Annotated in this window: 23 protein-coding genes and 1 pseudogene; 9 read left to right on the top strand and 15 right to left on the bottom strand. The window is 69.1% G+C overall.

What is annotated here, in order from left to right:
• Positions 1 to 106: 106 nt before the first annotated feature.
• Both SCNRRL3882_RS13245 and SCNRRL3882_RS13240 read left to right on the top strand, forming a co-directional pair.
• Positions 107 to 1,261 (top strand): inorganic phosphate transporter, encoded by a 1,155-nt coding sequence (locus SCNRRL3882_RS13245; protein WP_010040408.1) that lies wholly within the window; start codon positions 107 to 109, stop codon positions 1,259 to 1,261.
• A 16-nt stretch (positions 1,262 to 1,277) separates the two neighbouring features.
• Positions 1,278 to 1,511: a hypothetical protein gene (locus tag SCNRRL3882_RS13240; RefSeq protein WP_010040406.1), complete on the top strand. Its 234-nt coding sequence runs from the start codon at positions 1,278 to 1,280 to the stop codon at positions 1,509 to 1,511.
• Positions 1,512 to 1,582: 71 nt separating this feature from the next.
• On the opposite strand, the gene SCNRRL3882_RS13235 is transcribed toward SCNRRL3882_RS13240, so the two are convergent.
• The 5 genes from SCNRRL3882_RS13235 to sodN all read right to left on the bottom strand — a co-directional run bounded on the left by SCNRRL3882_RS13235 (position 1,583) and on the right by sodN (position 6,703).
• Entirely contained in the window at positions 1,583 to 2,140 is a 558-nt protein-coding gene (locus SCNRRL3882_RS13235; protein WP_010040404.1) for a hypothetical protein, read from the bottom strand.
• 55 nt (positions 2,141 to 2,195) lie between these two features.
• Positions 2,196 to 2,861 carry a hypothetical protein gene (locus SCNRRL3882_RS13230; RefSeq protein WP_029181208.1) on the bottom strand — a complete coding sequence of 222 codons (666 nt, stop codon included), beginning with the start codon at positions 2,859 to 2,861 and terminating at the stop codon, positions 2,196 to 2,198.
• Positions 2,858 to 3,250 (bottom strand): hypothetical protein, encoded by a 393-nt coding sequence (locus SCNRRL3882_RS13225; RefSeq protein WP_010040400.1) that lies wholly within the window; start codon positions 3,248 to 3,250, stop codon positions 2,858 to 2,860. The genes SCNRRL3882_RS13230 and SCNRRL3882_RS13225 overlap by 4 nt, the downstream gene beginning before the upstream one ends.
• Positions 3,250 to 5,643, bottom strand: a complete 2,394-nt coding sequence (locus SCNRRL3882_RS13220) for a glycoside hydrolase domain-containing protein (RefSeq protein WP_010040397.1) — start codon at positions 5,641 to 5,643, stop codon at positions 3,250 to 3,252. The genes SCNRRL3882_RS13225 and SCNRRL3882_RS13220 overlap by 1 nt, the downstream gene beginning before the upstream one ends.
• A gap of 664 nt (positions 5,644 to 6,307) precedes the next feature.
• Complete coding sequence (sodN, locus tag SCNRRL3882_RS13215; RefSeq protein ID WP_010040396.1) at positions 6,308 to 6,703, bottom strand: superoxide dismutase, Ni; 396 nt, start codon at positions 6,701 to 6,703, stop codon at positions 6,308 to 6,310.
• Between sodN and sodX the strand changes: the two are divergent.
• Positions 6,591 to 7,100 (top strand): annotated as a pseudogene (sodX, locus tag SCNRRL3882_RS42410) (nickel-type superoxide dismutase maturation protease); the annotation flags it as partial. The gene sodN and the pseudogene sodX sit on opposite strands and share 113 nt — an antisense overlap.
• 65 nt (positions 7,101 to 7,165) lie before the next feature.
• Here sodX and SCNRRL3882_RS13205 read toward each other — a convergent pair.
• Entirely contained in the window at positions 7,166 to 7,825 is a 660-nt protein-coding gene (locus SCNRRL3882_RS13205; protein ID WP_010040394.1) for a CGNR zinc finger domain-containing protein, read from the bottom strand.
• 89 nt (positions 7,826 to 7,914) lie between these two features.
• Between SCNRRL3882_RS13205 and SCNRRL3882_RS13200 the strand changes: the two genes are divergently transcribed.
• Positions 7,915 to 8,685, top strand: coding sequence for a class I SAM-dependent methyltransferase (locus tag SCNRRL3882_RS13200; RefSeq protein ID WP_010040393.1), 771 nt, complete (start codon positions 7,915 to 7,917; stop codon positions 8,683 to 8,685).
• 55 nt (positions 8,686 to 8,740) lie between these two features.
• Here the strand turns inward: SCNRRL3882_RS13200 and SCNRRL3882_RS13195 are convergent, their stop codons facing one another.
• Genes SCNRRL3882_RS13195 through SCNRRL3882_RS13185 form a run of 3 tightly spaced genes read right to left on the bottom strand, consistent with a single transcriptional unit; the run spans position 8,741 to position 11,434 of the window.
• Positions 8,741 to 9,502 carry an amino acid ABC transporter ATP-binding protein gene (locus tag SCNRRL3882_RS13195; protein WP_029181207.1) on the bottom strand — a complete coding sequence of 254 codons (762 nt, stop codon included), beginning with the start codon at positions 9,500 to 9,502 and terminating at the stop codon, positions 8,741 to 8,743.
• The gene (locus tag SCNRRL3882_RS13190) at positions 9,499 to 10,443 is read right to left on the bottom strand and encodes an amino acid ABC transporter permease (protein ID WP_010040391.1); all 945 of its coding nucleotides are present in this window, start codon (positions 10,441 to 10,443) and stop codon (positions 9,499 to 9,501) included. Before SCNRRL3882_RS13190 ends, SCNRRL3882_RS13195 begins: the two co-directional genes overlap by 4 nt.
• A gap of 31 nt (positions 10,444 to 10,474) precedes the next feature.
• On the bottom strand, positions 10,475 to 11,434 hold the full coding sequence (locus SCNRRL3882_RS13185) for an ABC transporter substrate-binding protein (RefSeq protein WP_029181206.1): 960 nt from the start codon (positions 11,432 to 11,434) through the stop codon (positions 10,475 to 10,477).
• 625 nt (positions 11,435 to 12,059) lie between these two features.
• On the opposite strand from SCNRRL3882_RS13185, the gene SCNRRL3882_RS13175 reads away from it, so the two are divergent.
• From SCNRRL3882_RS13175 to SCNRRL3882_RS13160, 4 genes are all read left to right on the top strand, one after another.
• Positions 12,060 to 13,292, top strand: coding sequence for an NAD(P)-dependent malic enzyme (locus SCNRRL3882_RS13175; protein ID WP_010040387.1), 1,233 nt, complete (start codon positions 12,060 to 12,062; stop codon positions 13,290 to 13,292).
• A gap of 452 nt (positions 13,293 to 13,744) precedes the next feature.
• Positions 13,745 to 14,710: a zinc-binding dehydrogenase gene (locus SCNRRL3882_RS13170; protein ID WP_010040385.1), complete on the top strand. Its 966-nt coding sequence runs from the start codon at positions 13,745 to 13,747 to the stop codon at positions 14,708 to 14,710.
• A gap of 104 nt (positions 14,711 to 14,814) precedes the next feature.
• Entirely contained in the window at positions 14,815 to 15,024 is a 210-nt protein-coding gene (locus SCNRRL3882_RS13165) for an HTH domain-containing protein (RefSeq protein ID WP_003992902.1), read from the top strand.
• Positions 15,024 to 15,593: a Clp protease N-terminal domain-containing protein gene (locus SCNRRL3882_RS13160; protein ID WP_010040384.1), complete on the top strand. Its 570-nt coding sequence runs from the start codon at positions 15,024 to 15,026 to the stop codon at positions 15,591 to 15,593. The genes SCNRRL3882_RS13165 and SCNRRL3882_RS13160 overlap by 1 nt, the downstream gene beginning before the upstream one ends.
• A gap of 19 nt (positions 15,594 to 15,612) precedes the next feature.
• Here the strand turns inward: SCNRRL3882_RS13160 and SCNRRL3882_RS13155 are convergent, their stop codons facing one another.
• Both SCNRRL3882_RS13155 and SCNRRL3882_RS13150 read right to left on the bottom strand, forming a co-directional pair.
• Positions 15,613 to 16,668 (bottom strand): PadR family transcriptional regulator, encoded by a 1,056-nt coding sequence (locus tag SCNRRL3882_RS13155; RefSeq protein WP_010040382.1) that lies wholly within the window; start codon positions 16,666 to 16,668, stop codon positions 15,613 to 15,615.
• 1 nt (position 16,669) lies between these two features.
• On the bottom strand, positions 16,670 to 17,641 hold the full coding sequence (locus tag SCNRRL3882_RS13150; RefSeq protein WP_029181205.1) for a DUF4097 family beta strand repeat-containing protein: 972 nt from the start codon (positions 17,639 to 17,641) through the stop codon (positions 16,670 to 16,672).
• 148 nt (positions 17,642 to 17,789) lie between these two features.
• On the opposite strand from SCNRRL3882_RS13150, the gene SCNRRL3882_RS13145 reads away from it, so the two are divergent.
• A complete protein-coding gene (locus SCNRRL3882_RS13145) occupies positions 17,790 to 18,626 on the top strand; it encodes a hypothetical protein (protein ID WP_029181204.1) in 837 nt (278 codons plus the stop codon).
• Between the two features lie 151 nt (positions 18,627 to 18,777).
• Here SCNRRL3882_RS13145 and SCNRRL3882_RS13140 read toward each other — a convergent pair whose 3' ends face one another.
• The 4 genes from SCNRRL3882_RS13140 to SCNRRL3882_RS13125 all read right to left on the bottom strand — a co-directional run bounded on the left by SCNRRL3882_RS13140 (position 18,778) and on the right by SCNRRL3882_RS13125 (position 25,002).
• The gene (locus SCNRRL3882_RS13140; protein ID WP_003992906.1) at positions 18,778 to 18,957 is read right to left on the bottom strand and encodes a DUF6104 family protein; all 180 of its coding nucleotides are present in this window, start codon (positions 18,955 to 18,957) and stop codon (positions 18,778 to 18,780) included.
• An 86-nt stretch (positions 18,958 to 19,043) separates the two neighbouring features.
• Positions 19,044 to 22,871, bottom strand: coding sequence for a multifunctional oxoglutarate decarboxylase/oxoglutarate dehydrogenase thiamine pyrophosphate-binding subunit/dihydrolipoyllysine-residue succinyltransferase subunit (locus tag SCNRRL3882_RS13135; protein WP_010040373.1), 3,828 nt, complete (start codon positions 22,869 to 22,871; stop codon positions 19,044 to 19,046).
• A 281-nt stretch (positions 22,872 to 23,152) separates the two neighbouring features.
• Positions 23,153 to 24,265 (bottom strand): HAMP domain-containing sensor histidine kinase, encoded by a 1,113-nt coding sequence (locus SCNRRL3882_RS13130; RefSeq protein ID WP_029181203.1) that lies wholly within the window; start codon positions 24,263 to 24,265, stop codon positions 23,153 to 23,155.
• On the bottom strand, positions 24,262 to 25,002 hold the full coding sequence (locus SCNRRL3882_RS13125; protein WP_010040369.1) for a response regulator transcription factor: 741 nt from the start codon (positions 25,000 to 25,002) through the stop codon (positions 24,262 to 24,264). Before SCNRRL3882_RS13125 ends, SCNRRL3882_RS13130 begins: the two co-directional genes overlap by 4 nt.
• Positions 25,003 to 25,131 lie beyond the last annotated feature (129 nt).

The following is a 25,131-nucleotide window of genomic DNA, read 5'->3' as shown; positions in this document are numbered from 1 at the left end:
GGTGCGCGCTGGTGGAGGGGCGACGTCGCCGCCACCCGCGTGAACCTTGACCAGCCTTTGCCTCGCCGTTCCCCGCCTATTGGCCTGCACTTGTTTGCATTCAGGAATGGACCACATCACGTTCCTCGTGGCGGTCGTCATCGTGACGGCGCTAGCCTTCGACTTCACCAACGGATTCCACGACACGGCGAACGCGATGGCCACGTCCATCGCCACCGGCGCACTCGCTCCCCGTACGGCGGTCCTGATCAGCGGTGTCCTCAACGTGGTCGGTGCCTTTCTGTCCACCGAGGTCGCCAAGACCATCTCGGGCGGCATCGTGGACGACACCCTCGTCACCCCGGGCATGATCTTCGCGGGGCTCGTCGGCGCGATCCTCTGGAATCTGCTGACCTGGCTGCTGGGACTGCCGTCGAGTTCCTCGCACGCCCTGTTCGGCGGGCTGATCGGGGCCGTGTGGGTCGGGGCGGGCAGCCACGGCGTCAACTTCGACAAGGTCGTCGAGAAGGTGCTGGTGCCGGCGGTGGCCTCGCCGGTCGTGGCCGGTGCCGCCGCGCTGCTGGCCACCTACCTCGCCTACCGGCTCACCGACCGCGCCCGCAAGGACTCCGTGACCAAGGGCTTCCGGATCGGTCAGATCGCCTCGGCCTCGCTGGTCTCCCTCGCCCACGGCACGAACGACGCGCAGAAGACGATGGGCGTCATCACCCTCACCCTGATCTCGGCCGGGGCGCTCGGCCACAACGCCGGGCCGCCCCTGTGGGTGATCGCGTCCGCGGGCATCGCCATCGGCCTCGGCACGTATCTCGGCGGCTGGCGCATCATCCGCACCATGGGCAAGGGTCTCACCGAGATCCAGTCGCCGCAGGGCTTCGCCGCCGAGACCGCCTCCACCGCCGTCATCCTGACGTCCGCACACCTCGGTTTCGCCCTGTCCACCACTCAGGTCGCCTCCGGCAGCATCCTCGGCGCGGGGCTCGGCCGCAGGCTCGCGGAGGTCCGCTGGGGCGTCGCGGGCCGCATGGCGGTGGCGTGGCTGATCACGCTGCCCGCCGCCGCGCTGGTCGGTGGCCTGGCCGCGAGCGTGGTGCAGAGCGGCGGCGACCTCGGTACGGCGGTCGTCGCCCTGGTCGGCGCGGCCCTCGCCACGGGCATCGTGGTCGTCTCCCGCCGCAACCCGGTGCACGCGCACAACGTCAACGACACGCACGAGGTCACCATCCGCACCGAGCCGCCGGCCAAGGTCGGCACGGCCGCCTGAACGAAGGGGAGTCGACATGCATCTGGACTGGACCGCACTCGGCCAGGTCACCGCGGTGAGCATCGGCGTCACCGTCGCGGTGGTCGTCGTCTTCGCCCTCGGCGTCCTCGGCCTCGCCCAACTGGAGGGCGCCCGCGAACAGCAGGGCCGTACCTCCGCCCTCGGCCTCACCCAGGCGACGCTGTGCTTCCTCGCCTGCGCGGCCGTGGTGGCGTACGGGATCGCTCTGATCGTCCCGCAGTTCCACTGACCGGCACCGACCGTCCCACGCCGAAGGGGCCCGGCCGGTCCTCCCGGCCGGACCCCTTCGGTTGGTGGTGATCAGTCACATGCCGCGACGGTCTTTTCCCGGTCGATGATCGCGACACCGTTCGACCACATGATGGCCGTCACCGAGGCGCAGTCCACCGAGTCGCTGCCGGTGGTCTCGTACTTCACCGGCCCCGCGTACTGCGAGAAGGTGCCCTCGTCCACCTTGCACGGCACATCGGTCTTGTTCGGGCACAGCTTGAGCTTCATCTTCTTCGCGGTGCCGAGGTTGTTGTCGAAGACCGCGCACGCCCCGTGCCTGCCGGTCGTGTGCTTGGTGTAGGTGAACAGGGTCCCGAAGCGCCGTTCGTCGGGAAGGCGTTCCGCTCTTTCCAGCTCGTATCCGCTTCCGCACAGCGAGGCTGTGGCGCGGACCGCCGCCAGGTCCTCGGCTGCGGCGGCGCGGGTCTGTGGGTTGCGCGCGCCGGCTTCGGAGAACTGGACGCCGGTCCCAGGGACGACCATGCCGGTGCCCGTGGAAGCGTGGTCCTCCGCGACGGCCTGGGGAGCGGCTACGAGAGCGGAGAGGAGAGCAGCGGCCGGGGCAACGGCGCGTAGCAGTGTGCGCATGGAACTCCGAGTTCCCTTCTTCGAGGACTGGACTGGTGCTGAGGACTGGACTGGTTCAGAGGTAAGCCGCGGCATTTTTCCGGCGGCTCGGGAGGAACGGGTCGATCGATCCGGCGCCGGATCCCGGGCCTGCATCCTCGCCACGGATCCGGCGGGCTAGCTGGGCAAGTCTGGGATCACCGGGGTGCACGTCGATCTGAAAGTGGGACTCCTTGACCGGCTTTGCGTGTCCGCCCCAGGCGATGACGCCCTGGCAGTCGGCGAGGATGTCCGCGACGACGACCCTCTCCAGATCGGACAGGCCGGTGCCCTTCTGCGCTCCCAGCGGATAGAAGAGCGGGCGTACCGCGATCGCGGTACCGGACAGGTGGTTCGACTCGAAGCCGGCCGCGACAGCGCCGCGGTCGGTGTGGCCCCGAACGTCGCCGGGGCGGAGCATGTCGATCTCGTACGCGAACCGGCGGACCACGTGGAGCAGCACCGTGGCCACGTCGCCCTTCAGCAGCGGCACGTCGACGGCGGTGCCTTCGACGCGGAAGAGCGCGATGCGGTCACCGTCCACGACGGGCCAGCCGTTCTCGGACCGTCGGCCAGGCCACGCGTTCGGCCCGGGAGCGGATGCGGCAGCGGTGGGAGCAGTCGCGAGGAGCGCTCCTGCCGTGAGACCGGCGGCCAGGCCGAGAGTCTGACGGCGGGTGAGTATGTGAGCGGTGTCGCTCAACGCGTGTGTCCTTTCCGGTAGCGGCGGTAGGTAAGGACCGCCAACGTCACCAGGCAGCCGGTCAGCACGGCCATACAGGTGAACAGGAGTGGATTGACCCAGCCGCTCACGAGTTCCTTCCGCGCGCCGTCGTCCCAGTGGCAGGTGGCGTGCAGCGGGAAAACGCCGTCCTCGTAGCGGTCGAAGCGGACGATGGGGCGCCTGTCGAAGAAGTCGGGACAGGCATGCGACGGGAAGGCGAAGTGGACCTGGGACCAGCCGAGCAGGTAGCAGAGGGTCCCCGTGGCGGTGGATGCCTTGAGCAGGCCGAGAAGACGTCGGCCCTTCCGGACGCGTACGAAGGCCAGACCGAAGCCGACGAAGAGCACCGCCAGGATCCAGGAATCCATCAGTCCGCACCGTCCGCGAACAGCCTGGCGTGGTTGGACTTCATCTTCGCCTGGCTGCGGGCCTCAAGCCCGGCGCGAGCGATCAGCGCTTCGGCGAAGCCGAGGCAGTAATTCCTCAGCCTGTCCTCGGGAAGCAGGTGGGAATAGACCATGGCGGCTCCGCCCGTCTGCTGTTCGAGGAAGATACGTCCGACATTGACGAGCGGATCGTCGATCGACGTGAGGATGTGGAACGCGGCGTCCACTGCGGTGGCCTGCGAGGTGCCGAACCGCTTGGCGAGGTAGTCCCTGAAGCGGGTTATCCCGCCGGACTTCTCGTAGTGCTCGCGCACGGCCGTGGTGATGGGCACACCGGATCGCATCTTCTCGGCCAGGAGGAACCCGTCGGCGTCCTCGACGAGGTCGTTGAAGCCGAATGAGGAGGCCACGCCGATCTTGCCGAGGCGTTCGGTGCAGTAGGTGTAGCCGTTGGCGAAGGAGTCACTGTCGCGACGCCATTCCCCGTAGAACGTCATCAGGTCGCCTGCCCACCCGGCCACGTCACCCCGGTTGGCCTTGCGCTTGTCGGACAGTGGCGGCTTGATCATGTGTCCGGCCGCGGTGGCCAGCAGGTGCTGTGGGCCCATGGTCTGCCCCGTGAAGGGGTCGGTGAAGTCGGACAGCAGCTCAACGCCCCGGCTGTTGGCGTACTCGATGAACGCCCAGTCGACTTCGCCGATCAGGTTCTTCCACTCGCGCCCCGCGTAGCGCTCCTGCCGGTAATAGTCCGTGACCAACCGGTTCGGGTCGCCCTTTCCGTAGCTCTTGGCCAGGCTGTAGAGCCGGTCGATGTTCGCCAGGAAGTCCGCGGCGGGGGACACGACACGGTTGACGTCCTTCTGGCTGTTGTCGGAGCCGGCCCGGTGCGCGTCGCGGTCCAGCCAGAAGGTGTCACTGCCGTTGGTGACCTTGTATTCCTTGATCTGGTTGAACGACCAGTTCGCCGGCAGGGGGAAGCCGAGGTTGCCGGAGAAACCCCAGGACATGCCGGAGACGAACGAGTATGCGGCGTAGCTCTCCTTCGTCACCTCCGCGCACACATTCCGGGAACCGTACACGCCGTGGAGGTACCGCTTGCCCTTCGAGGCGAGGCCGGAGGTGACTCCGCGGAAGTACTCCTGGATGCGCGGCATGTCCTCCTGCGTCGCGTCGTAATCGACAGCGAAATAGATCACCGTGCCCCGGTTGAAGCCGAAGTGAGCGGCCTGGTCATGGGCCCACTGGCCGTGCTTGTAACCATTGCCCCAGTAGTACTCCGACAGGCTCCTGCCGTGGTCCTGGAAGATCGGGAAAACGCGCAGCCCGGCCTTGAAGATGTTGTCGAGCTCGCCCGGCTCCAGCATCTTCGTTCCGCCGCCCGCCGAGGCCTCGTTGAGGTACCGGCCGACATACCGGTAGCCGTCGGCGTACATCCTGGCGCCGCGGGAGGGGGTGATCGTGTAGGCGGTGTCGGAAGCCGTGGCCGGCCGGTCGGGGTCTCCCATGGACACCAGGAGCTGCGCCCAGGTGGTGTAGTCGCCCTTTCCCGTGACGGGGAGTTGGGAGAACGTCTGGAACGCCTTCACCCAGCCTTCGACGTCGGCATCCCATGTGTCGGTGAAGTGGGTGGCGGCGTCGGGCTCGCCGTATCCGGGAACGGGCTCGTTGAACACGCAGGCCGCGGAGAAGAGTTGGACGAACAGGCCGGACGACCCGGGGCCGACGGTGTGCGCTTTGATGCCGGACTGCGTGCCGGGACCGAAGTTGCCGTTCGCGTCCGTCTCCGCGATGCCGATCGCCAGCTGGATCGCCTTCATCAGCGACTGCTGCACGTCCCGCGAGTAGATCCCGTCAGCGGGGCCTATGAAGAACGTCTTCTTCGTCCAGTAGTTCTTGTTCAGCCACTGCTGGATGGACCGGATCTTGTCCGTGCCTCCGGCGACGGTGATGTAGGCGTCCATGTTGAGAAGGGCCTTGAGCACCTTCGCCTGGACCACCCCGCCGTCCTTGGGCAGGCCCATGTTCTCTTTCACCTTGTCGACCGCCGCCGCGGCGTCCGTGTCGAACTGGGCCACCGCCGTGTCGCCGCCCCAGTAGCCCTTGCAGAACAGGGCGTGGCGGATGATCTTGACGATGTTGGCGTTCTTCTTCCACCCGAGGCCGATGGTGCCGAGCGCGGTGACCTTGGCTAGGGTGCCGTCCCCGAAGCTCGCCACGACGGGACTGATGCCGAGCTCGTGCTGTAACCCCATGGTGAGGGCGTACATGGTGGCCCAGCCGGTCTTTCCGTCCTCGGGGCACTTCGCGTAGCCCGACACCTTGCCGTAGGTGGCGTTGACCCATTTTTGGGCAGCGAGAACCTTCTCATCAGCCATGTGGCGGCTTCTCCTCCAGCGGTCGGAGTTCTCAAAAACGTGAGTGAATGGGGATAAAAGGGAGCAGAGCCGCGCATGTCAGCCCAGGCAGTTCACTGCGCTAGGTGTCAGGGGAGCCGTATGAAGGCGGGCAGGCAGGCAAGGCCGAATCGGCGTGCGCCAAAAGCCCGGCACCGAGGCATGACGATGTATCCCCCCATGGCGACGGCGTCCCCCCATGTGCTGGGTGACGCACTGTCTGGCAGCTTGGTCACGCTGCGTTTGCGGAGGTCACCATAGGCACAGGCCAAAGCTGAGGGTCAAGAGACCCAGGTGGTGCGACGGAGGAATGGCGTGAACGCGTCATACAGTCGGCGAGAGGTCAGGGGTCGGCATGTCCCCCTGTTCATCTGCCAGTTCACTGTGTGACTGGTGTGAAAGAAGAGTGAGTTTCCGGTGCGCACGCCGGCTCGCGGTGGCTGATTCTCTCTTCGCGTCCCTCGTGCCGCTCGGCGCCGGCGGGAGAGCCCCTCAACCGCCGCCGCTGGAAGGCGGAGTGGATGGCAGGAAGAAAAAGGCCGCACCCGGACCGTCATGGACGCCGTTTTCGGCGGCCTGTGGACCGGGTGCGGACCAGGAGACGCTGCAACCAGAGAAATCGCAGGTCAGGGGGCATGATTCAAGATCAGGCCTTCTTGGTCTCCCAGAAGATCTTGTCGATCTGGGCGATGTAGTCCAGCGCCTTCTGGCCGGTCGCCGGGTCGGTCGAACCCTTGGCGGCCGAGAGGGCCTTGAGGGTGTCGTTGACCAGCTGGTGCAGCTCGGGGTACTTCTCGAAGTGCGGCGGCTTGAAGTAGTCGCTCCACAGCACGGACACGTGGTGCTTCGCGAGCTCCGCGCGCTGCTCCTTGATGGTGGTGGCACGCGCCTGGAAGTGCGGGTCGTCGTTGCCGGCCATCTTCTCCTGGATGGCCTTCACCGACTCCGCCTCGATGCGGGCCTGGGCAGGGTCGTACACACCGCAGGGAAGGTCGCAGTGTGCGCTGACCTTGACCTTGGGGGCAAACAGGCGGGAAAGCATGGAGCATTCCTTCCTCGTGATCGTCTTCTCACAGGGGACATTACTCCGTGGGGGAGCGGTTTTCGCGAGTGCCCCCATGGGCTTAGGACAAAAGTCCGGGGTGAGACTGAGACTGGTGGACGAAGAACCGGGGAGGTGCCGGGTGATGCCGGAGCTGTCGCAGGAGTCCGAGCGGGGGAGGTCGGCCGCGCCCTTCGGGGTGGCCGAGGTGACCGGTCCGTCCATGGTGCCCACGCTGTACCACGGGGACCGGCTCCTGGTGCACTACGGAGCCCGGATCAAGCCAGGTGACGTCGTCGTGCTGCGGCACCCCTTCCAGCAGGACCTGCTGGTCGTCAAGCGGATCGCCCAGCGGCGTGAGAACGGCTGGTGGGTGCTCGGGGACAACGCGTACGCCGGCGGTGACAGCACCGACTACGGCGTCGTGCCCGACGACCTGGTGCTGGGACGGGTCCGGTTCCGCTACCGGCCGCGCAGGCCCGGCCTGCGTTCGCCCTGGGCGCTGCTGGGCTGGGCGCTGTCGGCCGCCAGGCCCGTGTTCTCGGGCAGGTCGGGCCGGGTCGCTTCGAGGCGCTTGCGGGCGCGGTAGGCCGCCACGTTGGCGCGGGTGGCGCAGCGGTCGGAGCAGTAGCGCCGGGAGCGGTTGGTGGAGGTGTCCAGGTAGGCGTTGCGGCAGGGCGCGGCCTCGCACAGGCCGAGCCGGTCCACGCCGTACTCGGTCAGGTGGAACGCCAGCCCCATCGCCGCGATCGCCGCGTAGCCCGCGGTCGCGTTGGACGGGTGGTCCGCCAGGTGCATGTGCCACAGGGGGCGGCCGTCGTCGTCGCGGATGTCGTGCCCGGAGATCTGCGGGCTCACCGGGAACTCCAGCAGCAGTGAGTTCAGCAGGTCCACGGCGAGCTGCTCGTCGCCGCTGTCGGCCGCCTCGAAGACCGCGCGCAGCCGGGTCCGGACCGAGCGGAAGCGGGTCACGTCCGCGTCCGTGGCGCGGCGCGCCGCCGACTGCTGGGCGCCGAACAGCTCGCGGACCGCCTCGACCGACGTCAGGGAGTCCTTGCCCCGGGCCGGTTCCTCCGTGTTGACGAGGCGCACGGCATAGTCCGAGTAATAGGCCAGTTCCACTTGTAGTCCTTACGGAGGGGCTTTATTGTCGTGAGCGCGCACTTGTAACAGCTGATTGTGCTTCCAGGGTATTACGAGGGAGGGGCTCGATGACGGACGCGGACATCACCACGGCCACCACCGACTGGCAGGCCTGGCAGCAGAGCTGGGACCGGCAGCAGGAGTGGTACCTGCCCGACCGCGAGGAACGCTTCCGGATCATGCTCGACATGGTCGAGGCCCTCGTGGGCACCGCCCCGCGCGTGCTCGACCTCGCCTGCGGCACGGGCAGCATCACCGCCCGGCTGCTCGCCCGGTTCCCGGAGGCCACCAGCACCGGCGTCGACCTCGACCCGGCCCTCCTCGCCATCGCCCGGGGCACCTTCGCGGACGACGAGCGGGTCGGCTTCGTCACCGCCGACCTCAAGGACCCCGACTGGCCGGCGAAGCTGCCGTACGACTCGTACGACGCCGTCCTGACCGCGACGGCCCTGCACTGGCTGCACCGGGAACCCCTCGCGGACCTCTACGGCCAGGTCGCGGGAGTGGTCCGCGACGGCGGTGTCTTCATGAACGCGGACCACATGATCGACGAGACGACTCCCCGGATCAACGCCGCCGAGCGCGCACAGCGCCACGCCCGCATGGAACAGGCCAGGGAATCCGGCGTCCTCGGCTGGACGGAGTGGTGGCAGCTCGCCGCCGAGGATCCGGTCCTCGCGGAGCCCACGGCCCGGCGCTACGAGATCTACGGCGACCACGCGGACGGCGACATGCCGTCGGTGGCGTGGCACGCGGGCGTGCTGCGCGAAAAGGGGTTCGCGGAGGTCAGGCCGGTGTGGTGCTCGCCCTCGGACACCCTGCTGCTCGCCATGAAGTAGCACGCCGAAGGGGGCGGTACGGAGTTCCCGTACCGCCCCCTCGGTGTGTGCGACGTCAGAGCACCTTGGACAGGAACGACTTCGTCCGCTCGTGCTGCGGGTTCGTCAGCACCTCGCGCGGGTGACCGGATTCCACCACCACACCGCCGTCCATGAAGACCAGGCTGTCGCCCACCTCTCGGGCGAAGCCCATCTCGTGCGTCACGACGATCATCGTCATGCCGGACTCGGCGAGGTCGCGCATGACGTCCAGGACGTCACCGACCAGCTCCGGGTCGAGCGCCGACGTCGGCTCGTCGAACAGCATCAGCTTCGGGTCCATGGCGAGGGCCCGGGCGATGGCGACGCGCTGCTGCTGGCCGCCGGAGAGCTGTGAGGGGTAGCTGCCCGCCTTGTCGGCCAGGCCCACCCGGTCCAGGAGTTCCAGGGCCCGCTGCCGGGCCTGGCTCTTGCTCACGCCCTTGACCTGGACCGGTGCCTCCATGACGTTCTCCACGGCCGTCATGTGCGGGAACAGGTTGAAGCGCTGGAAGACCATGCCGATGTCCCGGCGCTTGAGGGCGACCTCGCTGTCCTTCAGCTCGTAGAGCTTGTCGCCCTTCTGGCGGTAGCCCACCAGCTCCCCGTCCACGTACAGGCGGCCGGCGTTGATCTTCTCCAGGTGGTTGATGCACCGGAGGAAGGTCGACTTGCCGGAGCCGGAGGGGCCGATGAGGCAGAACACCTCGCCGGACCTCACCTCCAGGTCGATGCCCTTGAGGACTTCTACGGGACCGAAGGACTTGTGGACGCCTTCGGCCTTGACCATGGCAGTCATGCGGTACCTCCCGCCGACGGACGGTTCGACAGGGACAGCAGGTTGGCCTTGATCTTCTGGAACGGGGTGGCCGGGAGCGACCGGCTCGAACCACGCGCGTAGTACCGCTCCAGGTAGAACTGGCCGATGCTGAAGACCGAGGTCAGCAGCAGGTACCAGGCCGCCGCCAGGAACAGCATCTCGGCGGGGGCGCCGGAGGTCTGCCCGATGTCCTGGGCCACGCGGAACAACTCGGAGTACTGGACGACCGAGACCAGCGAGGTCGTCTTCAGCATGTTGATGACCTCGTTGCCCGTCGGCGGCACGATCACGCGCATCGCCTGCGGGATGACGATCCGGCGCAGCGTCTTGGAGTGGCTCATGCCCAGCGCGTGCGACGCCTCCGTCTGGCCCTCGTCGACCGAGAGCAGACCGGCGCGGCAGATCTCCGCCATGTACGCCGCCTCGTTGAGGCCGAGGCCCAGCAGCGCCGTCAGGAACGGGGTCATGAAGTCCGACCACTCGTCCTTGTAGAACGGCCCGAGGTTGATGTACTCGAAGACCAGGCCCAGGTTGAACCAGACCACCAGCTGCACCAGGACCGGCGTACCGCGGAAGAACCAGATGTAGAACCACGAGATCGCCGAGGTCACCGGGTTCTTCGACAGGCGCATCACGGCCAGCATGATGCCGCCGACGACGCCGATCACCATGGACAGGACGGTGATCAGGAGGGTTCTGCCCACGCCCTGCAGGACGCGGTCGTCGAAGAAGTAGTCCGGGATTGCGCCCCAGTTGATCTTGCCCTGGGAGAACGCGTAGACGACCCCGACCAGCAGGGCGATGGCGACGACGGCGGAGACGTACCGCCCGTAGTGCCGGACCGGGATGGCCTTGATGGCCTCCGGTCCGGCCGGGGGCGTGTCGGACGGCCCCGACGTCTTGTCGATGTCAACAGTCACGGGTGTTGCCTTTCAGTGCCGCTGCGTCGCGTCACTTGCCGCCGGCGTTGATGGTGGCTTCCTGGACGGCGCCGTCCGTCACGCCCCACTTCTTGAGGATCTTCTCGTACTCGCCGTTCTTGATGATCGCGTCCAGCGCGGCCTTGAGGGCGTCGCGGAGCTGCGTCTGGTTCTTGGCGACCGCGATGCCGTACGGAGCGGCCTGGACCTGCTCGCCGACCAGCTGGAAGTCCTTGCCGCCACCGGAGGTCTTCACGGCGTACGCGGCGACCGGGAAGTCGGACGAGCCGGCGTCGGCGCCGCCCGCGCGCAGGCGCGTCTGGGCCTGCTGGTCGTTGTCGAACGCCTCGATCGAGAGCTTCTTGCCGGCCGGGCACTTCTTCGCCTCGGCGTTGGCGAGTTCCTCGGAGACCGTGCCGCGCTGGAGCACGATCTTCTTGCCGCACAGGTCGGACCAGTTCTTGATGCCCTGGTCGTCGCCCTTCTTGGTGTAGATCGAGACACCGGCGGTGAAGTAGTCCACGAAGTCGACGCCCTCGCCGACCTTCTTGCCGGTCTTGGAGTCGATGCCCTCCTGGCGCTCCTTGGAGTCGGTCATCGCGGACATCGCGACGTCGTACCGCTTGGAGCGCAGGCCCGTGATCAGCGTGTCGAAGGTGCCGTTCTCGAACTGGAAGTCGACACCGAGCTGCTTGCCCATGGCGGCCGCGATGTCCGGGTCGATGCCGACGACCTTGCCGGAGCTGTCCTTGAACTCGACCGGGGCGTACGCGATGTCCGCACCGACCTTGATGACGCCCTTGTCGCGGATCGACTGCGGCAGCTTGTCGGCGAGCGGGGCCGCGGCCGTGGCGGTCTCGCTGTCCTTCCCGGTGTCCTTGGTCTGGTCACCGCATCCGGTGAGCATCAGCGCGCCTGCGACCGCGATCGCACCGACCGCTGCTAGCCGGGAGTGCGCGGCGGTCGTACGACGGGTGGAGCTTGCGGTCATGGTGGGTTCCTCCGGCGGATGGGTGGAGTTGCCGATGGGGCTGAGCGCTGCCGATGGGTTCGGCAGTGCCGTGGACTGCCGACGGTGCCGGCAGTGCCGTGGGTCGACGAGAACACACGTCTTCGAGTGTCGCGACCTCGTGTGATTACGGCATCTTGCCATTCGGACTGCGCCATTCTGGGGGCCAGCCATGTCAAAATCGGATAACGGGCGACCCCCGAACCGCACCACTCCGGTACATCACGGCCGGACCTTCTGCGGGAATCATTCCTTCCGGCAGGAAGATCTTCGGTATGTCCCGGGAATCCGATACGGGGCCCGAGGGATTCGCCGACGCTTGAGCGGTTGTCAAGGGTTTGTCCAGACCTTGTCCCGATATTGGACGAAGAGTCAGGGCGCCCGTGTGTGACCTTCGCGTTATGGACTCGTCGTCGGCGCCGTCCGTCCGGTAAGAAGGTTCTTTACACCCCTCATCCGGGGCTCAGGGCGCGTGTGCGGCGCGCCCATCGCGTATGCGCCCGTACGTATCACGTACACAGCACGACCACGGCCGTACGCGGTCCCGCCCACGCCTCACCAGGAGTGGCCACCCTCAGACCAATGAAGATTTAAGGGGTAAAACGAAGTGGCAGCGGAGATCGTCAATCCTCGCAGCGAGAGCACGACGGACCATACGGGTCACGAGGGCGGTGCGGAGCCCCTCGACTCCTTCGATCCGGCGTTCGCGCTCCACCGCGGCGGCAAGATGGCCGTGCAGGCCACGGTGCCGGTCCGTGACAAGGACGACCTGTCCCTGGCGTACACGCCCGGCGTCGCGAAGGTGTGCAGCGCGATCGCGGAGCAGCCGGAGCTGGTGCACGACTACACGTGGAAGTCGTCGGTCGTCGCCGTCGTGACGGACGGTACGGCCGTGCTGGGGCTCGGTGACATCGGGCCCGAGGCCTCCCTCCCGGTGATGGAGGGCAAGGCGATTCTGTTCAAGCAGTTCGGCGGCGTGGACGCGGTTCCGATCGCGCTCAACTGCACGGACGTCGACGAGATCGTCGAGACGGTGGTGCGGCTCGCGCCGTCGTTCGGCGGCGTCAATCTGGAGGACATCTCGGCGCCGCGGTGCTTCGAGATCGAGCGGAAGCTCCAGGATGCGCTGGACATTCCCGTCTTCCACGACGACCAGCACGGTACGGCGGTCGTGACGCTGGCGGCCCTGCGGAACGCCGCGCGGCTGAGCAAGCGGGCGCTGGGGGAGCTGCGGGCCGTCATCTCCGGCGCCGGTGCGGCGGGTGTCGCGATCGCGAAGATGCTGGTCGAGGCCGGGATCGGGGATGTCGCGGTGGCCGACCGCAAGGGTGTCGTGTCGGCGGACCGGGACGATCTGACGCCGGTGAAGCGGGAGCTGGCCGGATTCACGAACAAGGCGGGCATCAGCGGGTCGCTGGAGGCGGCGCTGGCCGGGGCCGATGTGTTCATCGGGGTGTCCGGTGGGACGGTGTCGGAGGACGCGGTGGCGTCGATGGCCGACGGGGCGTTCGTTTTCGCCATGGCGAACCCGAATCCCGAGGTGCACCCCGAGGTCGCGCACAAGTACGCGGCCGTCGTGGCGACCGGGCGGTCGGACTTCCCGAACCAGATCAACAACGTGCTGGCGTTTCCGGGGATCTTCGCGGGTGCACTGCAGGTGCGGGCGTCGCGGATCACGGAGGGCATGAAGCTGGCCGCCGCGGAGGCGCTGGCGGGTGTGGTCGGGGACGACCTCGCGGCCGACTACGTCATCCCGTCGCCGTTCGACGAGCGGGTCGCGCCGGCGGTGACCGCTGCGGTGGCGGCGGCTGCCCGGGCCGAGGGTGTGGCTCGGCGGTGACGCCGTAGCGCGTCGCGCGGAGCGCGGAGCGTGGACTGCGGTGATGTGAGTGGCCCCGCCCGGGTGGGCGGGGCCACTTTTGCCGTTTGGGTGCGGCTGTTCGGGTGGTGCGGGGTACCTGCGGCGGCCTGTGCGGCTTCGGTGGGGGCGCGCGTGGCGCCTCCGCGGGTGCGGTGGGTCGGGGCCGTGCCGGGGGGTGTCCTCCTCGGAACGGCGCGATGGGGTTGGACGCCGACTGAATCCCCGTTGACGCGCCAACCGCTGCGGGCGGACACCCCCCCGACACGTCCCCTTCCGTGCGTACGCGGGTGCGGGTCCGCCCAGCGGCACCCCGTTCCGCCGGGTTGCGGGCCCGCCCGGACCCAGCACCGGCGCCGGGTGCCTGGCAAGAGGGTGTGTCTCACAGGGGGCGGAGGTTCCGTGCAGTCGGTCCGGAACCTATCGTCAAGGTCATGTTCGCTGTCTACGCCGCCCGAATCGACCGCGACCAGCCACTGGCCGGCCTGGAGTTGGGAGAGCGTCCGGCTCCCGAGGCCCGTCCCGGCTGGAGCACCGTCACGGTCAAGGCCGCCTCCCTCAACCACCACGACCTGTGGTCCCTGCGTGGCGTCGGCCTCGCAGAGGACAAGCTGCCGATGATCCTCGGCTGTGACGCCGCCGGCGTCGACGAGGACGGCAACGAGGTCGTCCTGCACTCCGTGATCGGACAGAGCGGGCACGGGGTCGGCCCGAAGGAGCCCCGTTCCATCCTCACCGAGCGCTACCAGGGCACCTTCGCCGAGCAGGTCGCCGTGCCGACCTGGAACATCCTGCCCAAGCCCAAGGAGCTTTCCTTCGAGGAGGCCGCCTGTCTGCCCACGGCGTGGCTGACCGCGTACCGGATGCTGTTCACCAACGCGGGTGTCCGGCCCGGCGACTCCGTCCTCGTGCAGGGCGCCGGCGGTGGTGTCGCCACGGCCGCCATCGTGCTGGGGAAGGCGGCCGGGCTCCGGGTCTTCGCCACGAGCCGGGACGAGGCCAAGCGGAAGCGGGCCGTGGAGCTGGGGGCCGTGGAGGCCCTGGAGCCCGGCGCGCGGTTGCCGGAGCGGGTCGACGCCGTGGTCGAGACCGTCGGGGCCGCCACGTGGTCGCACTCCGTGAAGTCGCTGAAGCCCGGCGGCACGCTGGTGATCTCCGGTGCCACCAGTGGTGACCGGCCCTCGCACGCCGAACTGACCCGGATCTTCTTCCTGGAGCTCAAGGTCGTCGGGTCCACGATGGGCACCAAGGACGAGCTGGAGGACCTGCTCGCGTTCTGTGCCGCCACCGGGGTGCGGCCCGTCATCGACGAGGTGCTGCCCATGGACCGCGCGCGGGAGGGCTTCGAACGGCTGGCGTCCGGTGAGCAGTTCGGGAAGCTCGTGCTCATGAATTCGTAGTTCCTGCTGGGTGGAATGTGCTGGCGGCCGGTCCGGGTTCGGGCCGGCCGTTTGGGTTGTCAACTGGGGTTGACAGGGGTGTGGTGTCAACGTAGGTTGACGTCATGACCGAAGCAACCGATCTGGCCGAGCGTGCGGGCGACCGTGATCCACGGGTCGGTCTGCGGGCTGTCGCCGCCCTGCGCAGGCTGCTGGAGCAGCTGGAAGCCGTACAGGTGCGCAACGCGCGCAACCAGGGCTGGTCGTGGCAGGAGATTGCCACCGAACTCGGTGTGAGCCGGCAGGCCGTGCACAAGAAGTACGGGAGGCATTGATGTTCGAGCGGTTCACGAAGGACGCCCGGAGCGTGGTCAAGGGCGCGTTGGCCTCTGTGGAGGGCGGGGGTGGCGGGCAGGTCGTGGAGCCGGAGCATCTGTTGCTCGCGCTGCTCGATCGGGAGGGCAGTCGAGGCTCGTTCGCGCTCGCCGCTCTCGGGCTCCCTGAGCGGAGGGAGTCCGTGCGGCAGGCACTGGGCGAGGCGCGGCGGCGGGCCGGGCTGTCCCAGGCCGAGACCGACGCGCTCGCCGGGCTCGGGATCGATGTGGAGGAGATCGTCGCCCGGGTGGAGGAGGTGCACGGAGTCGGTGCCATGGCCGGTGACCGGAAGGACAAGGGGTGGTGGTTTGGGCGGGCCTCCTTCGGGCGGGGCGCCAAGGACGTCCTGGAGCGCTCCCTGCGGGTCGCCCTCGCCCAGCGGGACCGGCACATCGGGGACGAGCACATCCTGCTCGCCCTGACCGTGCGCCCGGGCGTGCCGGCCGAGGTCCTCGCCGACCACGGGGTCACGTACGAGTCTGTGGTGCGGGTGCTGTACGGCAGTGGTGGCGAGGCCAAGGCCGGCTGAAGGGCCGTGCCCCGGTCGGCTACTTCTGCTGCGTGCGCAGGAGGGCTCCTATGTGGGCCGCGGCCGTCGACAGGTGGCGGCGGGCGTCGCGCAGTTGGTCGGGGGTGACGCCGTGGTCGCGGGCCGCGTCGCGGATGTCGTCCCGGAAGCGGTCGAGCAGGCGGTCCAGGTCGCGGGCGGGGTCGCCGGTGGAGTCCGTGGCGTCCTCGTGGGCCCAGGCGGGTTCGTAGGCGGCCGGGAAGTCCTCGGCGGGCTGTGAGGGCGTCGGCTGCGAGGCCGGCTTGCCGGTGCCGCTCCAGTCGAAGCCGAAGTCCTTGCCGTAGTCCTTGCCGAACTCGCCGACCTCCTTGGCCAGTTCGCTCAGGCCCTCGCGCAGTCCCGTGGGCCAGTCGCCGCGGGCGAAGTGGTCCTGGACCTGCTCCTGGACCCGGCGGGCGATGCGCTGGACCTGCTCCTGGGCCTGGGCGCGGGCCTGTTCCTGGGCCTCCTTCGCCTGGCGGCGGGCGCGCTGGGCGTCCTCTCGGGCGCGGCGGCTCTCGTCCTTGGCGCGGCGGGCCTGTTCCTTCCACTCCTGCCTGGCCCGCCGCATCTCCTCCTTGGCGACGCGCCAGGCCTCCTTGTCGCCGTACTGCCCGAAGTCCCCGAAGGGGGCGTCCTCCGCGCCACGGGGCCTGGTGCCGGTGTCCCGGCGTGCCTCGGTCGCGGCGGCGCGCATCTCGCGGCGCAGATCGCCGGCGGCCCCGCGCACGTCGGCGCGGATCTCCGCCGCCAGTTCCGCGACGGATTCCCGGATCTCCAGCTCCAGATCGGCCAGTTCGCCGCTGCGGTCGGCCAGTTCGGCGCGGCCCGCGTCCGTGATCGAGTACACCTTGCGGCCGCCCTCGGTGGTGTGGGTGACCAGGCCCTCGGCCTCCAGCTTGGCCAGGCGGGGGTAGACCGTGCCGGCCGACGGTGCGTACAGCCCCTGGAAGCGCTCCTCGAGGAGGCGGATCACCTCGTAGCCGTGTCGGGGGGCCTCGTCCAGCAGCTTCAGCAGGTAGAGGCGGAGGCGGCCGTGGGCGAAGACGGGGGGCATGTCAGAGCACCTTCTTGTCGGTCGTGCCGTCGGCCGGGACGCCGGCGTCGGCGGCGCCCCGGTCGGAGACGGAATTGTCTCCCGAGGCTGCCTTCGGATCGTCCTGTGGGTCGGTCGCCGAGCTGCTGGTGCCGGGCCGGGTGTCCCACGGTTCGTCGGGCTCGTCCTCCCCGGAGGGGCGGCGCAGCAGGGCGATCGAGCCGGAGACCGTCGTCGCCCGCAGCTTGCCGGTGCCCGCGCCCAGGCGGCCCGTGATCTTGTGGGCGCCCCACTGGCCGTGCACCCGCAGACCGTCGAAGGCGTTGGAGACCGCGCCGCTCGCCGTGTTCGCCTCGACCTCCGCGTCCGCCGGGTCCGGCAGCCGGATCGCGATCTCACCCGAGACGCTGGTCAGCCGCACGTCCGTGGGACCGCCCGGGTCGAGGTCGACGATCATGGAGCCGCTGACCGAGTCGGCCCGCACGGAGGAGCCGGAGCCCTCGACCACCGTGAGGTCGCCCGAGACCGAGTTGAACCGGAGGTCGCCCGTCACGCCCTGGGCCTCCACGCTCCCGGAGACGGTGTCGGCGCGGACCGGGCCGGAGAGGCCCACGAGGGTCGTGTCGCCCGTGACGCCCTTCACCGCCGCCGGTCCGTCGATCCCGGAGATCACGGCTGCCGCCCCGACCACCCCCACCTCCACCCGGGTGGAGGCCGGAACGGCCAGGGAGACCACCGCGCTGCGGCGCCAGCCCTTGCGGTCCAGCCACTTGAGGAAGCCCTTCCAGGGCAGGTCCTCGTAGGCCACCGTGAGGGTGCCGCCCTCCTGGGTCACCACCAGGGGTGGCCCCTCGATCTCGGAGACCTCCAGGCGGGCGGAACCTTCGTCCGTGCCCACCACGTTCACCGTTCCGTTGACGAGGCGTACGTGAAGCTCGCTCACGGGCTCGTCGAGGGTGAGTTTCCTCGGCTCCGCGACAGACCACTCGGACATGGTGCAGACCTCCCCGACACGACGCGCCATATCGCGTCTTCTGTCATTCACGATATATCGTGGCGAGGGAAAGTCAAGACACTCGTTCTGGGGATGTCGAGGCGTACAAAAGTGCTCAAAGTGGAGTGATTCGCCCTAGCGTGTGACCATGCCGACGGAAGCCGACCGCGCCGGTCCCGCCCCTGGGGCGCTGCTGCTGTGCCGGGCGGTGCCCGGGGCCGTCGCCCCCGTCGCCCACCTGCTGCGGGAACGGATGCAGCTCACCCGGGCAGGCGACGAATGGAGTGTTCTCGTCCCCGAGGGCCGGCCGTGGCGGGACGCCGACGAGCCCGTCGACCGTGTGGTCACCGGCTGGGCCACGGCCCTCGCCGTCGGCGCGCCCTGGCCCGTTCTCGCCCTGTGGTGGGACGCCGACCACGCGGGCTTCACGCTCGCGTCCGGCTTCCGCCGCCCGGTCGGATTCGTCTGGCTCGCGAGCGGCCTCCCGGTGGGGGAGGAGGAGGCGCTGCGCACCTTCGCCGCGCGCGTGGGCCTCGACCCCGTCCTGGACCTCCAGGCCCTCGACCAGCTGACGAAACCCGACGCCACCGCCGACGCCCGCGCCCGTCTGCGCGGCCTGCTGGCGGTCCTCGCGCGCGTGGGCGTCTCACTGCCCCCGGAACTCGCCCCCGGCCGGCCCGCCGACCGACTCCGGGAAGCCGCCGCGCTCCAGCCGGACAGCCTCCCGGTCGAATGGCCGGGCTGGCGCGACGCGGTCGCGGAACGCGACACCGTCGACCACAGCCGCCTGGGCCCCTGGATGCCCTGGACCGGCGGCCCCAGGGCCCGCGCCCTGGCCCTCGCCCAGATGGCGGCGGGCGTCCCGCTCATCGCCTGGGGGATACGGCGTTCCAGCGGCGGCTGGGGCTGGGCCACGGCCGGAGCGCTGCTCCTGGCTCATGGCGCGCTGGGCCTGGCGTACGCCGTCACACACCCGCGCGACTGATCGCCGGACGCGCCGGAGGGCTGATCACCGGAGGACTGATCACAGGAGGGCTGATCACAGGAGGGCTGATCACCGAGGGCTGATCAACGGACGGCGGCGGACCGGCTCCCGCGCGACTCCCGCCCACGACTCCGGCGCCTCTCCCGCTCGTCTACTCGTCGTCCTCGTCGTCCAGCCGCGCCAGCCACGTGGCCAGCCGCTCCACCGGCACCTCGAAGTCGGGGTTGAGATCGACGAAGGTCCGCAGTTGCTCGGCCAGCCACTCGAAGGTGACCTCCTCCTCGCCGCGCCGCTTCTCCAGTTCCTCGATGCCACGGTCCGTGAAGTACATGCCGTCAAGGATATGTGCGCGCAAACGGCCGGGCCGCACCCCCGAAGCGGGGATGCGGCCCGGCCGGACAGAACGCGCGAGGGCGCTTACGCGTCGAACACCTCACGCACCAGCTGCTCCTGCTCGGCCTGGTGCCGCTTCGCGGAACCGACCGCCGGGGACGAGCTGTGCGGGCGCGAGATGCGGCGCAGGCGCTCGCCGTGCGGGACGTCCGCGCCGACCGCCAGGTCCAGGTGGTCGATCAGGTTGAGCGCGATGAACGGCCAGGCACCCTGGTTCGCCGGCTCCTCCTGGGCCCACAGGTACTTCTCGGCGTTCGGGTACTTCTTGATCTCCGCCTGGAGCTCGGCACCCGGCAGCGGGTACAGGCGCTCGATGCGGATGATCGCCGTGTCCGTGACGCCGCGCTTCTGACGCTCGGCCTCCAGGTCGTAGTAGACCTTGCCGGCGCAGAAGACGACCTTCTTGACCGCGGCCGCGTCCACCGACGCGTCGCCGATGACCGGCTGGAACTGACCGGTCGTGAACTCGTCCGCCTTCGAGGCCGCCGCCTTCAGGCGCAGCATCGACTTCGGCGTGAAGACCACCAGCGGCTTGTGGTGCGGGTTGTGCACCTGCCACCGCAGGAGGTGGAAGTAGTTCGACGGCGACGTCGGCATGGCGACCGTCATGTTGTTCTGCGCGCACATCTGGAGGAAGCGCTCCGGGCGGGCCGAGGAGTGGTCCGGACCCTGGCCCTCGTAGCCGTGCGGCAGCAGCAGGACGACACCGGAGGTCTGGGCCCACTTCTGCTCGGCCGAGGAGATGAACTCGTCCACGACCGTCTGGGCGCCGTTGACGAAGTCGCCGAACTGCGCCTCCCACATCACGAGCGCCTCGGGGCGGGCCAGCGAGTAGCCGTACTCGAAGCCCATCGCCGCGTACTCGGAGAGGAGGGAGTTGTAGACGTTGAGCCGCGCCTGGTCCTCGGAGAGGTACTGCAGCGGCGTGTACTCGTCGCCGGTGCTGCGGTCGATGATGACGGCGTGGCGCTGGCCGAACGTACCGCGCTGCGAGTCCTGGCCCGCCAGGCGGACCGGGACGCCCTCCAGCAGGAGGGAGCCGATCGCGAGGGTCTCGCCCATGCCCCAGTCGATCGTGCCGTCCTCGACCATCGACGCCCGGCGCTGGAGCTGCGGCAGCAGACGCGGGTGGACGGTGATGTGGTCGGGGATGTTGACCTGGGACTCGGCGATCCGCTTGACGACCTCCGTGGTCACCGCGGTGTTCACGGCGACCGGGAACTCGGCCTGCGGGTCGGAGGTCTCCACGATCGTCGGCTGCGAGGTGGCCTCGCGGACCTCCGTGAAGACCTTCTCCAGCTGGCCCTGGTAGTCCTGGAGTGCCTGCTCGGCCTCTTCCAGGGTGATGTCGCCGCGACCGATGAGGGACTCGGTGTAGAGCTTGCGCACCGAGCGCTTCTTGTCGATCAGGTCGTACATCAGCGGCTGGGTGAAGGCCGGGTTGTCCGACTCGTTGTGACCGCGGCGACGGTAGCAGATGAGGTCGATCACCACGTCCTTGTTGAACGCCTGGCGGAACTCGAAGGCCAGACGGGCCACGCGGACCACGGCCTCCGGGTCGTCGCCGTTCACGTGGAAGATCGGGGCCTCGATCATGCGGGCCACGTCCGTGGCGTACATCGAGGAGCGCGACGACTCGGGAGCCGCCGTGAAGCCGACCTGGTTGTTGATGACGATGTGGACCGTGCCGCCGGTGCGGTAGCCGCGCAGCTGCGACATGTTCAGGGTCTCGGCCACCACGCCCTGGCCCGCGAAGGCCGCGTCGCCGTGGATCGCCACCGGCAGGACCGTGAAGTCCGTGCCGCCCTTGCCGATGATGTCCTGCTTGGCGCGGGAGACGCCCTCCAGGACCGGGTCCACCGCCTCCAGGTGCGACGGGTTCGCGACCAGGCTGACCTTGATCTGCTCGCCGTCGAGGCCCGTGAAGGTGCCCTCGGCGCCCAGGTGGTACTTCACGTCGCCGGAGCCGTGCATCGACTTCGGGTCGAGGTTGCCCTCGAACTCGCGGAAGATCTGCGCGTACGACTTGCCGACGATGTTCGCGAGGACGTTCAGCCGGCCGCGGTGGGCCATGCCGATGACGACCTCGTCCAGACGGGACTCGGCGGCCGAGTCCAGCACCGCGTCCAGCAGCGGGATGACGGACTCGCCGCCCTCCAGGCTGAAGCGCTTCTGGCCGACGTACTTGGTCTGGAGGAAGGTCTCGAACGCCTCGGCGGCGTTCAGCCGGCGCAGGATGCGCAGCTGCTCCTCGCGCTCCGGCTTGGAGTGCGGGCGCTCCACCCGGTCCTGGATCCACTTGCGCTGCTTCGGGTCCTGGATGTGCATGAACTCGATGCCGGTGGTGCGGCAGTACGAGTCGCGCAGGACGCCGAGGATGTCGCGCAGCTTCATCATCGACTTGCCGGCGAAGCCGCCGACGGCGAACTCGCGCTCCAGGTCCCACAGGGTGAGGCCGTGCTCGGTGATGTCCAGGTCGGGGTGCTTGCGCTGCTGGTACTCCAGCGGGTCGGTGTCGGCCATGACGTGGCCGCGGACCCGGTAGGAGTGGATCAGCTCGAAGACGCGGGCGGCCTTCGTGACGTCGTCGTCGTGGCTGGCGTCGATGTCCTTGAGCCAGCGGACCGGCTCGTAGGGGATGCGCAGCGCCTCGAAGATCTCGTCGTAGAAGTTGTTCTCGCCGAGCAGGAGGTTCGCGACCTGGCGGAGGAACTCGCCGGAGGCGGCGCCCTGGATCACCCGGTGGTCGTAGGTCGACGTGAGCGTCATGACCTTCGAGATGCCGAGCTTGTTCAGGGTGTCCTGGGAGGTGCCCTGGAACTCCGCCGGGTAGTCCATGGAGCCGACGCCCATGATCACGGACTGGCCGGGCATCAGGCGCGGGACCGAGTGCACCGTGCCGAGGCCGCCGGGGTTGGTCAGGGAGACCGTGACCCCGGAGAAGTCGTCCATCGTCAGCTTGCCGTCGCGGGCGCGGCGGACGATGTCCTCGTAGGCCTGCCAGAACTCGAAGAAGTTCAGCGTCTCGGCCTTCTTGATCGCCGCGACGACCAGCTGGCGGTCGCCGTTCGGCTTGACCAGGTCGATGGCGAGGCCGAGGTTGACGTGCTCCGGCTTGACCAGGGTCGGCTTGCCGTCCACCTTCGCGAACGAGTAGTTCATCGCCGGCATCGCCTTGATGGCCTGGACCATCGCGTAGCCGATGAGGTGCGTGAAGGAGATCTTCCCGCCACGCGCCCGCTTGAGGTGGTTGTTGATGACGATGCGGTTGTCGAACAGCAGCTTCACCGGGACCGCGCGCACGGACGTGGCCGTGGGCAGCTCCAGGGAGGCGTCCATGTTCTTCGCGACCGCGGCGGCGGGACCGCGCAGCACGACCTGCTCGGGGCCCGAGGGGGCCTCACCGGCCGGCTCGGCCTTCGGCTTCGCGGCGGCCGGCTTGGCGGCCGGGGCCGCCTTCGCCGGGGCAGGGGCCTGGGCGGGAGCCTGAGCCGGGGCCTGCGCGGCGGGCTTCGCCTGAGCGGGAGCCGGCGCGGCGGTCGCGGGCTTCGGGGCCGCCGGGGCGGGGGCCGCGGGCTGGGCCGGGGCGGCCTGCGCCGCCGGCTGAGCGGTGGTGGTCCCCGCGGCCCCCGCGGCCGCGGTACCCGCCGGAGCCGAGGCGGCAGCCGCCCCCGGCTTGTAGTCGGCGAAGAAGTCCCACCAGGCTCGGTCTACCGAATTCGGGTCCTGGAGGTACTGCTGATAGATCTCGTCGACGAGCCACTCGTTGGCACCGAACGACGCAGCAGGGTTCTTCCCCGCTTGGTCGGTGTCGGTCGAGATGCTCGAGTTACTGGGGGACTGTGGCGACACGGCGGCAACCGCCCTCTTCCGCTTCACAAGATGATGGACAGCGGGAATCAAGGCTACGCCCCCTGGACCGGGTAGGTCAGGTCGGGCCCGTTCAACGTCGCGCAAGTCACATCTTGAAGTGTGTTTCGGGGCTTGAAATGGCGGGAAACAAGCGTGGTTCCGCTTAAAGAGGGAAGGGCGGGGCAGGGCCTCACGCGCCGAGGGCGCGGGCCTGTGCCTGATCACACGTGTCCGTCAGCGCGGACGCCCATGGATCTTGTGGCTCCGCTTCGAACTTTACGTCAACTTGGCACAGATGGAAGTCCCGGAAGAGTGACAAGAATCCGGCAACCCCGCTCGGATTCGGCCACTCCGATCCGCCCACCGTGCAGATCCACCGCCCAGCGCGCGATCGCCAGGCCGAGCCCCGTACCGCCGTCGCTGCCCGGACCCTGCGGCCGCTTGACGTTGCCGCGGTTGAACCGCTCGAAGACGCGGTGCCACTCGGACTTCGGAATGCCGGGGCCCTCGTCCAGGACCTCCAGCTCCAGCGACTCCGGCAGCGCGCCGCGCCGCGCCTTGACCGTCACACGGCCGTGCGGCGGGCTGTGCTTGACCGCGTTGTCGATGAGGTTGGCCACCACCTGGTGGATGCGCTCCGGGTCGGCGTGCGCGGTCAACTCCGGCGGGTGGACGTCGAGGTGCAGATGGACGTCCGTACGGGTGTGACTGCCCGAGCCGGTGGCGATGCCCGCGCGCACGGAGGCGACCATGTTGGCCTCCTTCAGCACGCCGGACAGATACGGCCACACCTCGAACCGCCGCTGTTTCAGCGGTACGACGCCGTTGTCCAGGCGGGACAGGTCCAGCAGCGTCTCCACCAGCCGGCCGAGCCGCTCGGTCTGCTTCAGCGCCGTGCGCATCGTCTCCGGGTCGGCCTGCGTGACGCCGTCGACGATGTTCTCCAGTACCGCGCGCAGGCCCGCGATGGGTGTGCGCAGCTCGTGCGAGACGTTCGCCACCAGCTCTTTGCGCTGGCTGTCCTGGGCCTCCAGCTCGTCGGCCATGGCATTGATCGTCACGGCCAGGTCGCCCAGCTCGTCACGGCGGTTCTCCCGCACCCGGCGGGTGTAGTCGCCCTGCGAGATCGAACGCGCCACGGCCGTCATCTCGTCCAGCGGCGCGGTGAGCGAATGAGCCACGAACTGCGTAATGAGCAGTGTGGCGATCATCGAGAAGACCGTGATGAAGCGCAGCTCCGTCTTCGTATGCACCGCGATCACCGACAGGCCCGTGGTGATCAGCACCGAGATGACGACCAGCACGCCCAGCTTGGTCTTGATCGAGAACGGGCTCACCCCGCCCCAGGGTTCCGGCTCCCCGGGGTTTCTCCGTGCGGCCGGCCCGGCGCTCATGGCGTCGGGGTCTCCAGGGCGTAGCCCACGCCGTGCACCGTACGGATCCGCTCGGCGCCGATCTTCCGGCGCAGCGCCTTGATATGGCTGTCGACGGTCCGGGTACCGGATGCGTCCGCCCAGTCCCAGACCTCGGCGAGCAGCTGCTCGCGGGAGAGCACCGCGCGCGGGGTGTTCGCCAGGCACACCAGCAGGTCGAACTCGGTCGGGGTGAGGTGAACATCCTCACTCCGCACCCGGACCCGGCGCTGCGCGTGGTCGATCTCCAGCTCGCCGAGGCGCAGGATGCCGCTGCGCGGCGTCGCGGCGGCCAGCGCGGCCCGCTCCACGCGGCGCAGCAGCACGTGCACGCGCGCAGCCAACTCCCGCATCGAGAACGGCTTCGTCATGTAGTCGTCGGCGCCGACGCCGAGCCCGACCAGCATGTCGGTCTCGTCGTCGCGCGCGGTGAGCATCAGCACCGGCACCGGCCGGGCGGCCTGCACGCGCCGGCAGACCTCCAGACCGTCGAAGCCGGGCAGCATGATGTCGAGGATCAGCAGGTCGGGCTGCCAGGCCTCGGCCGTGTCGACGGCGGCCGGACCGTCACCCGCTGTTTGCACGAGGAATCCCTCGGCTCGCAGGCGGGTCGCGATGGCGTCCACGATCGTGGCGTCGTCCTCGACGACGAGAACCCGGCGCTGTGCGCCCGGAGTAGCCGTCGCCGAACCGTTGTGGGAGGTGTGTGTCTGCTCCATCGCCCGCCCCTGGGGTGTGCTTTCCGGAATCAGTGGGGTGATTCCTGACTGGCTGTGCCTGCGCATGGTGTGCGATTGACGCTTGAATGATCGGCGTCAGAGGAGCAGCGTACGGGGAGTCAGCACACC

It is taken from the genome of Streptomyces chartreusis NRRL 3882, assembly GCF_900236475.1.
Classification (GTDB): Bacteria; Actinomycetota; Actinomycetes; order Streptomycetales; family Streptomycetaceae; genus Streptomyces; species Streptomyces chartreusis_D.
This window is presented reverse-complemented; position numbering and strand designations above follow the sequence as displayed.

Bases quoted from the DNA above. Each gene is read 5' to 3' on its own strand.
- SCNRRL3882_RS13245 (WP_010040408.1), top strand. From the start codon at position 107: ATGGACCACATCACGTTCCTCGTGGCGGTCGTCATCGTGACGGCGCTA.
- SCNRRL3882_RS13240 (WP_010040406.1), top strand. From the start codon at position 1,278: ATGCATCTGGACTGGACCGCACTCGGCCAGGTCACCGCGGTGAGCATC.
- SCNRRL3882_RS13235 (WP_010040404.1), bottom strand. From the start codon at position 2,140: ATGCGCACACTGCTACGCGCCGTTGCCCCGGCCGCTGCTCTCCTCTCC.
- SCNRRL3882_RS13225 (WP_010040400.1), bottom strand. From the start codon at position 3,250: ATGGATTCCTGGATCCTGGCGGTGCTCTTCGTCGGCTTCGGTCTGGCC.
- SCNRRL3882_RS13220 (WP_010040397.1), bottom strand. From the start codon at position 5,643: ATGGCTGATGAGAAGGTTCTCGCTGCCCAAAAATGGGTCAACGCCACC.
- sodN (WP_010040396.1), bottom strand. From the start codon at position 6,703: ATGCTTTCCCGCCTGTTTGCCCCCAAGGTCAAGGTCAGCGCACACTGC.
- SCNRRL3882_RS13200 (WP_010040393.1), top strand. From the start codon at position 7,915: ATGACGGACGCGGACATCACCACGGCCACCACCGACTGGCAGGCCTGG.
- SCNRRL3882_RS13195 (WP_029181207.1), bottom strand. From the start codon at position 9,502: ATGACTGCCATGGTCAAGGCCGAAGGCGTCCACAAGTCCTTCGGTCCC.
- SCNRRL3882_RS13185 (WP_029181206.1), bottom strand. From the start codon at position 11,434: ATGACCGCAAGCTCCACCCGTCGTACGACCGCCGCGCACTCCCGGCTA.
- SCNRRL3882_RS13170 (WP_010040385.1), top strand. From the start codon at position 13,745: ATGTTCGCTGTCTACGCCGCCCGAATCGACCGCGACCAGCCACTGGCC.
- SCNRRL3882_RS13165 (WP_003992902.1), top strand. From the start codon at position 14,815: ATGACCGAAGCAACCGATCTGGCCGAGCGTGCGGGCGACCGTGATCCA.
- SCNRRL3882_RS13160 (WP_010040384.1), top strand. From the start codon at position 15,024: ATGTTCGAGCGGTTCACGAAGGACGCCCGGAGCGTGGTCAAGGGCGCG.
- SCNRRL3882_RS13155 (WP_010040382.1), bottom strand. From the start codon at position 16,668: ATGCCCCCCGTCTTCGCCCACGGCCGCCTCCGCCTCTACCTGCTGAAG.
- SCNRRL3882_RS13150 (WP_029181205.1), bottom strand. From the start codon at position 17,641: ATGTCCGAGTGGTCTGTCGCGGAGCCGAGGAAACTCACCCTCGACGAG.
- SCNRRL3882_RS13145 (WP_029181204.1), top strand. From the start codon at position 17,790: ATGCCGACGGAAGCCGACCGCGCCGGTCCCGCCCCTGGGGCGCTGCTG.
- SCNRRL3882_RS13140 (WP_003992906.1), bottom strand. From the start codon at position 18,957: ATGTACTTCACGGACCGTGGCATCGAGGAACTGGAGAAGCGGCGCGGC.
- SCNRRL3882_RS13130 (WP_029181203.1), bottom strand. From the start codon at position 24,265: ATGAGCGCCGGGCCGGCCGCACGGAGAAACCCCGGGGAGCCGGAACCC.
- SCNRRL3882_RS13125 (WP_010040369.1), bottom strand. From the start codon at position 25,002: ATGGAGCAGACACACACCTCCCACAACGGTTCGGCGACGGCTACTCCG.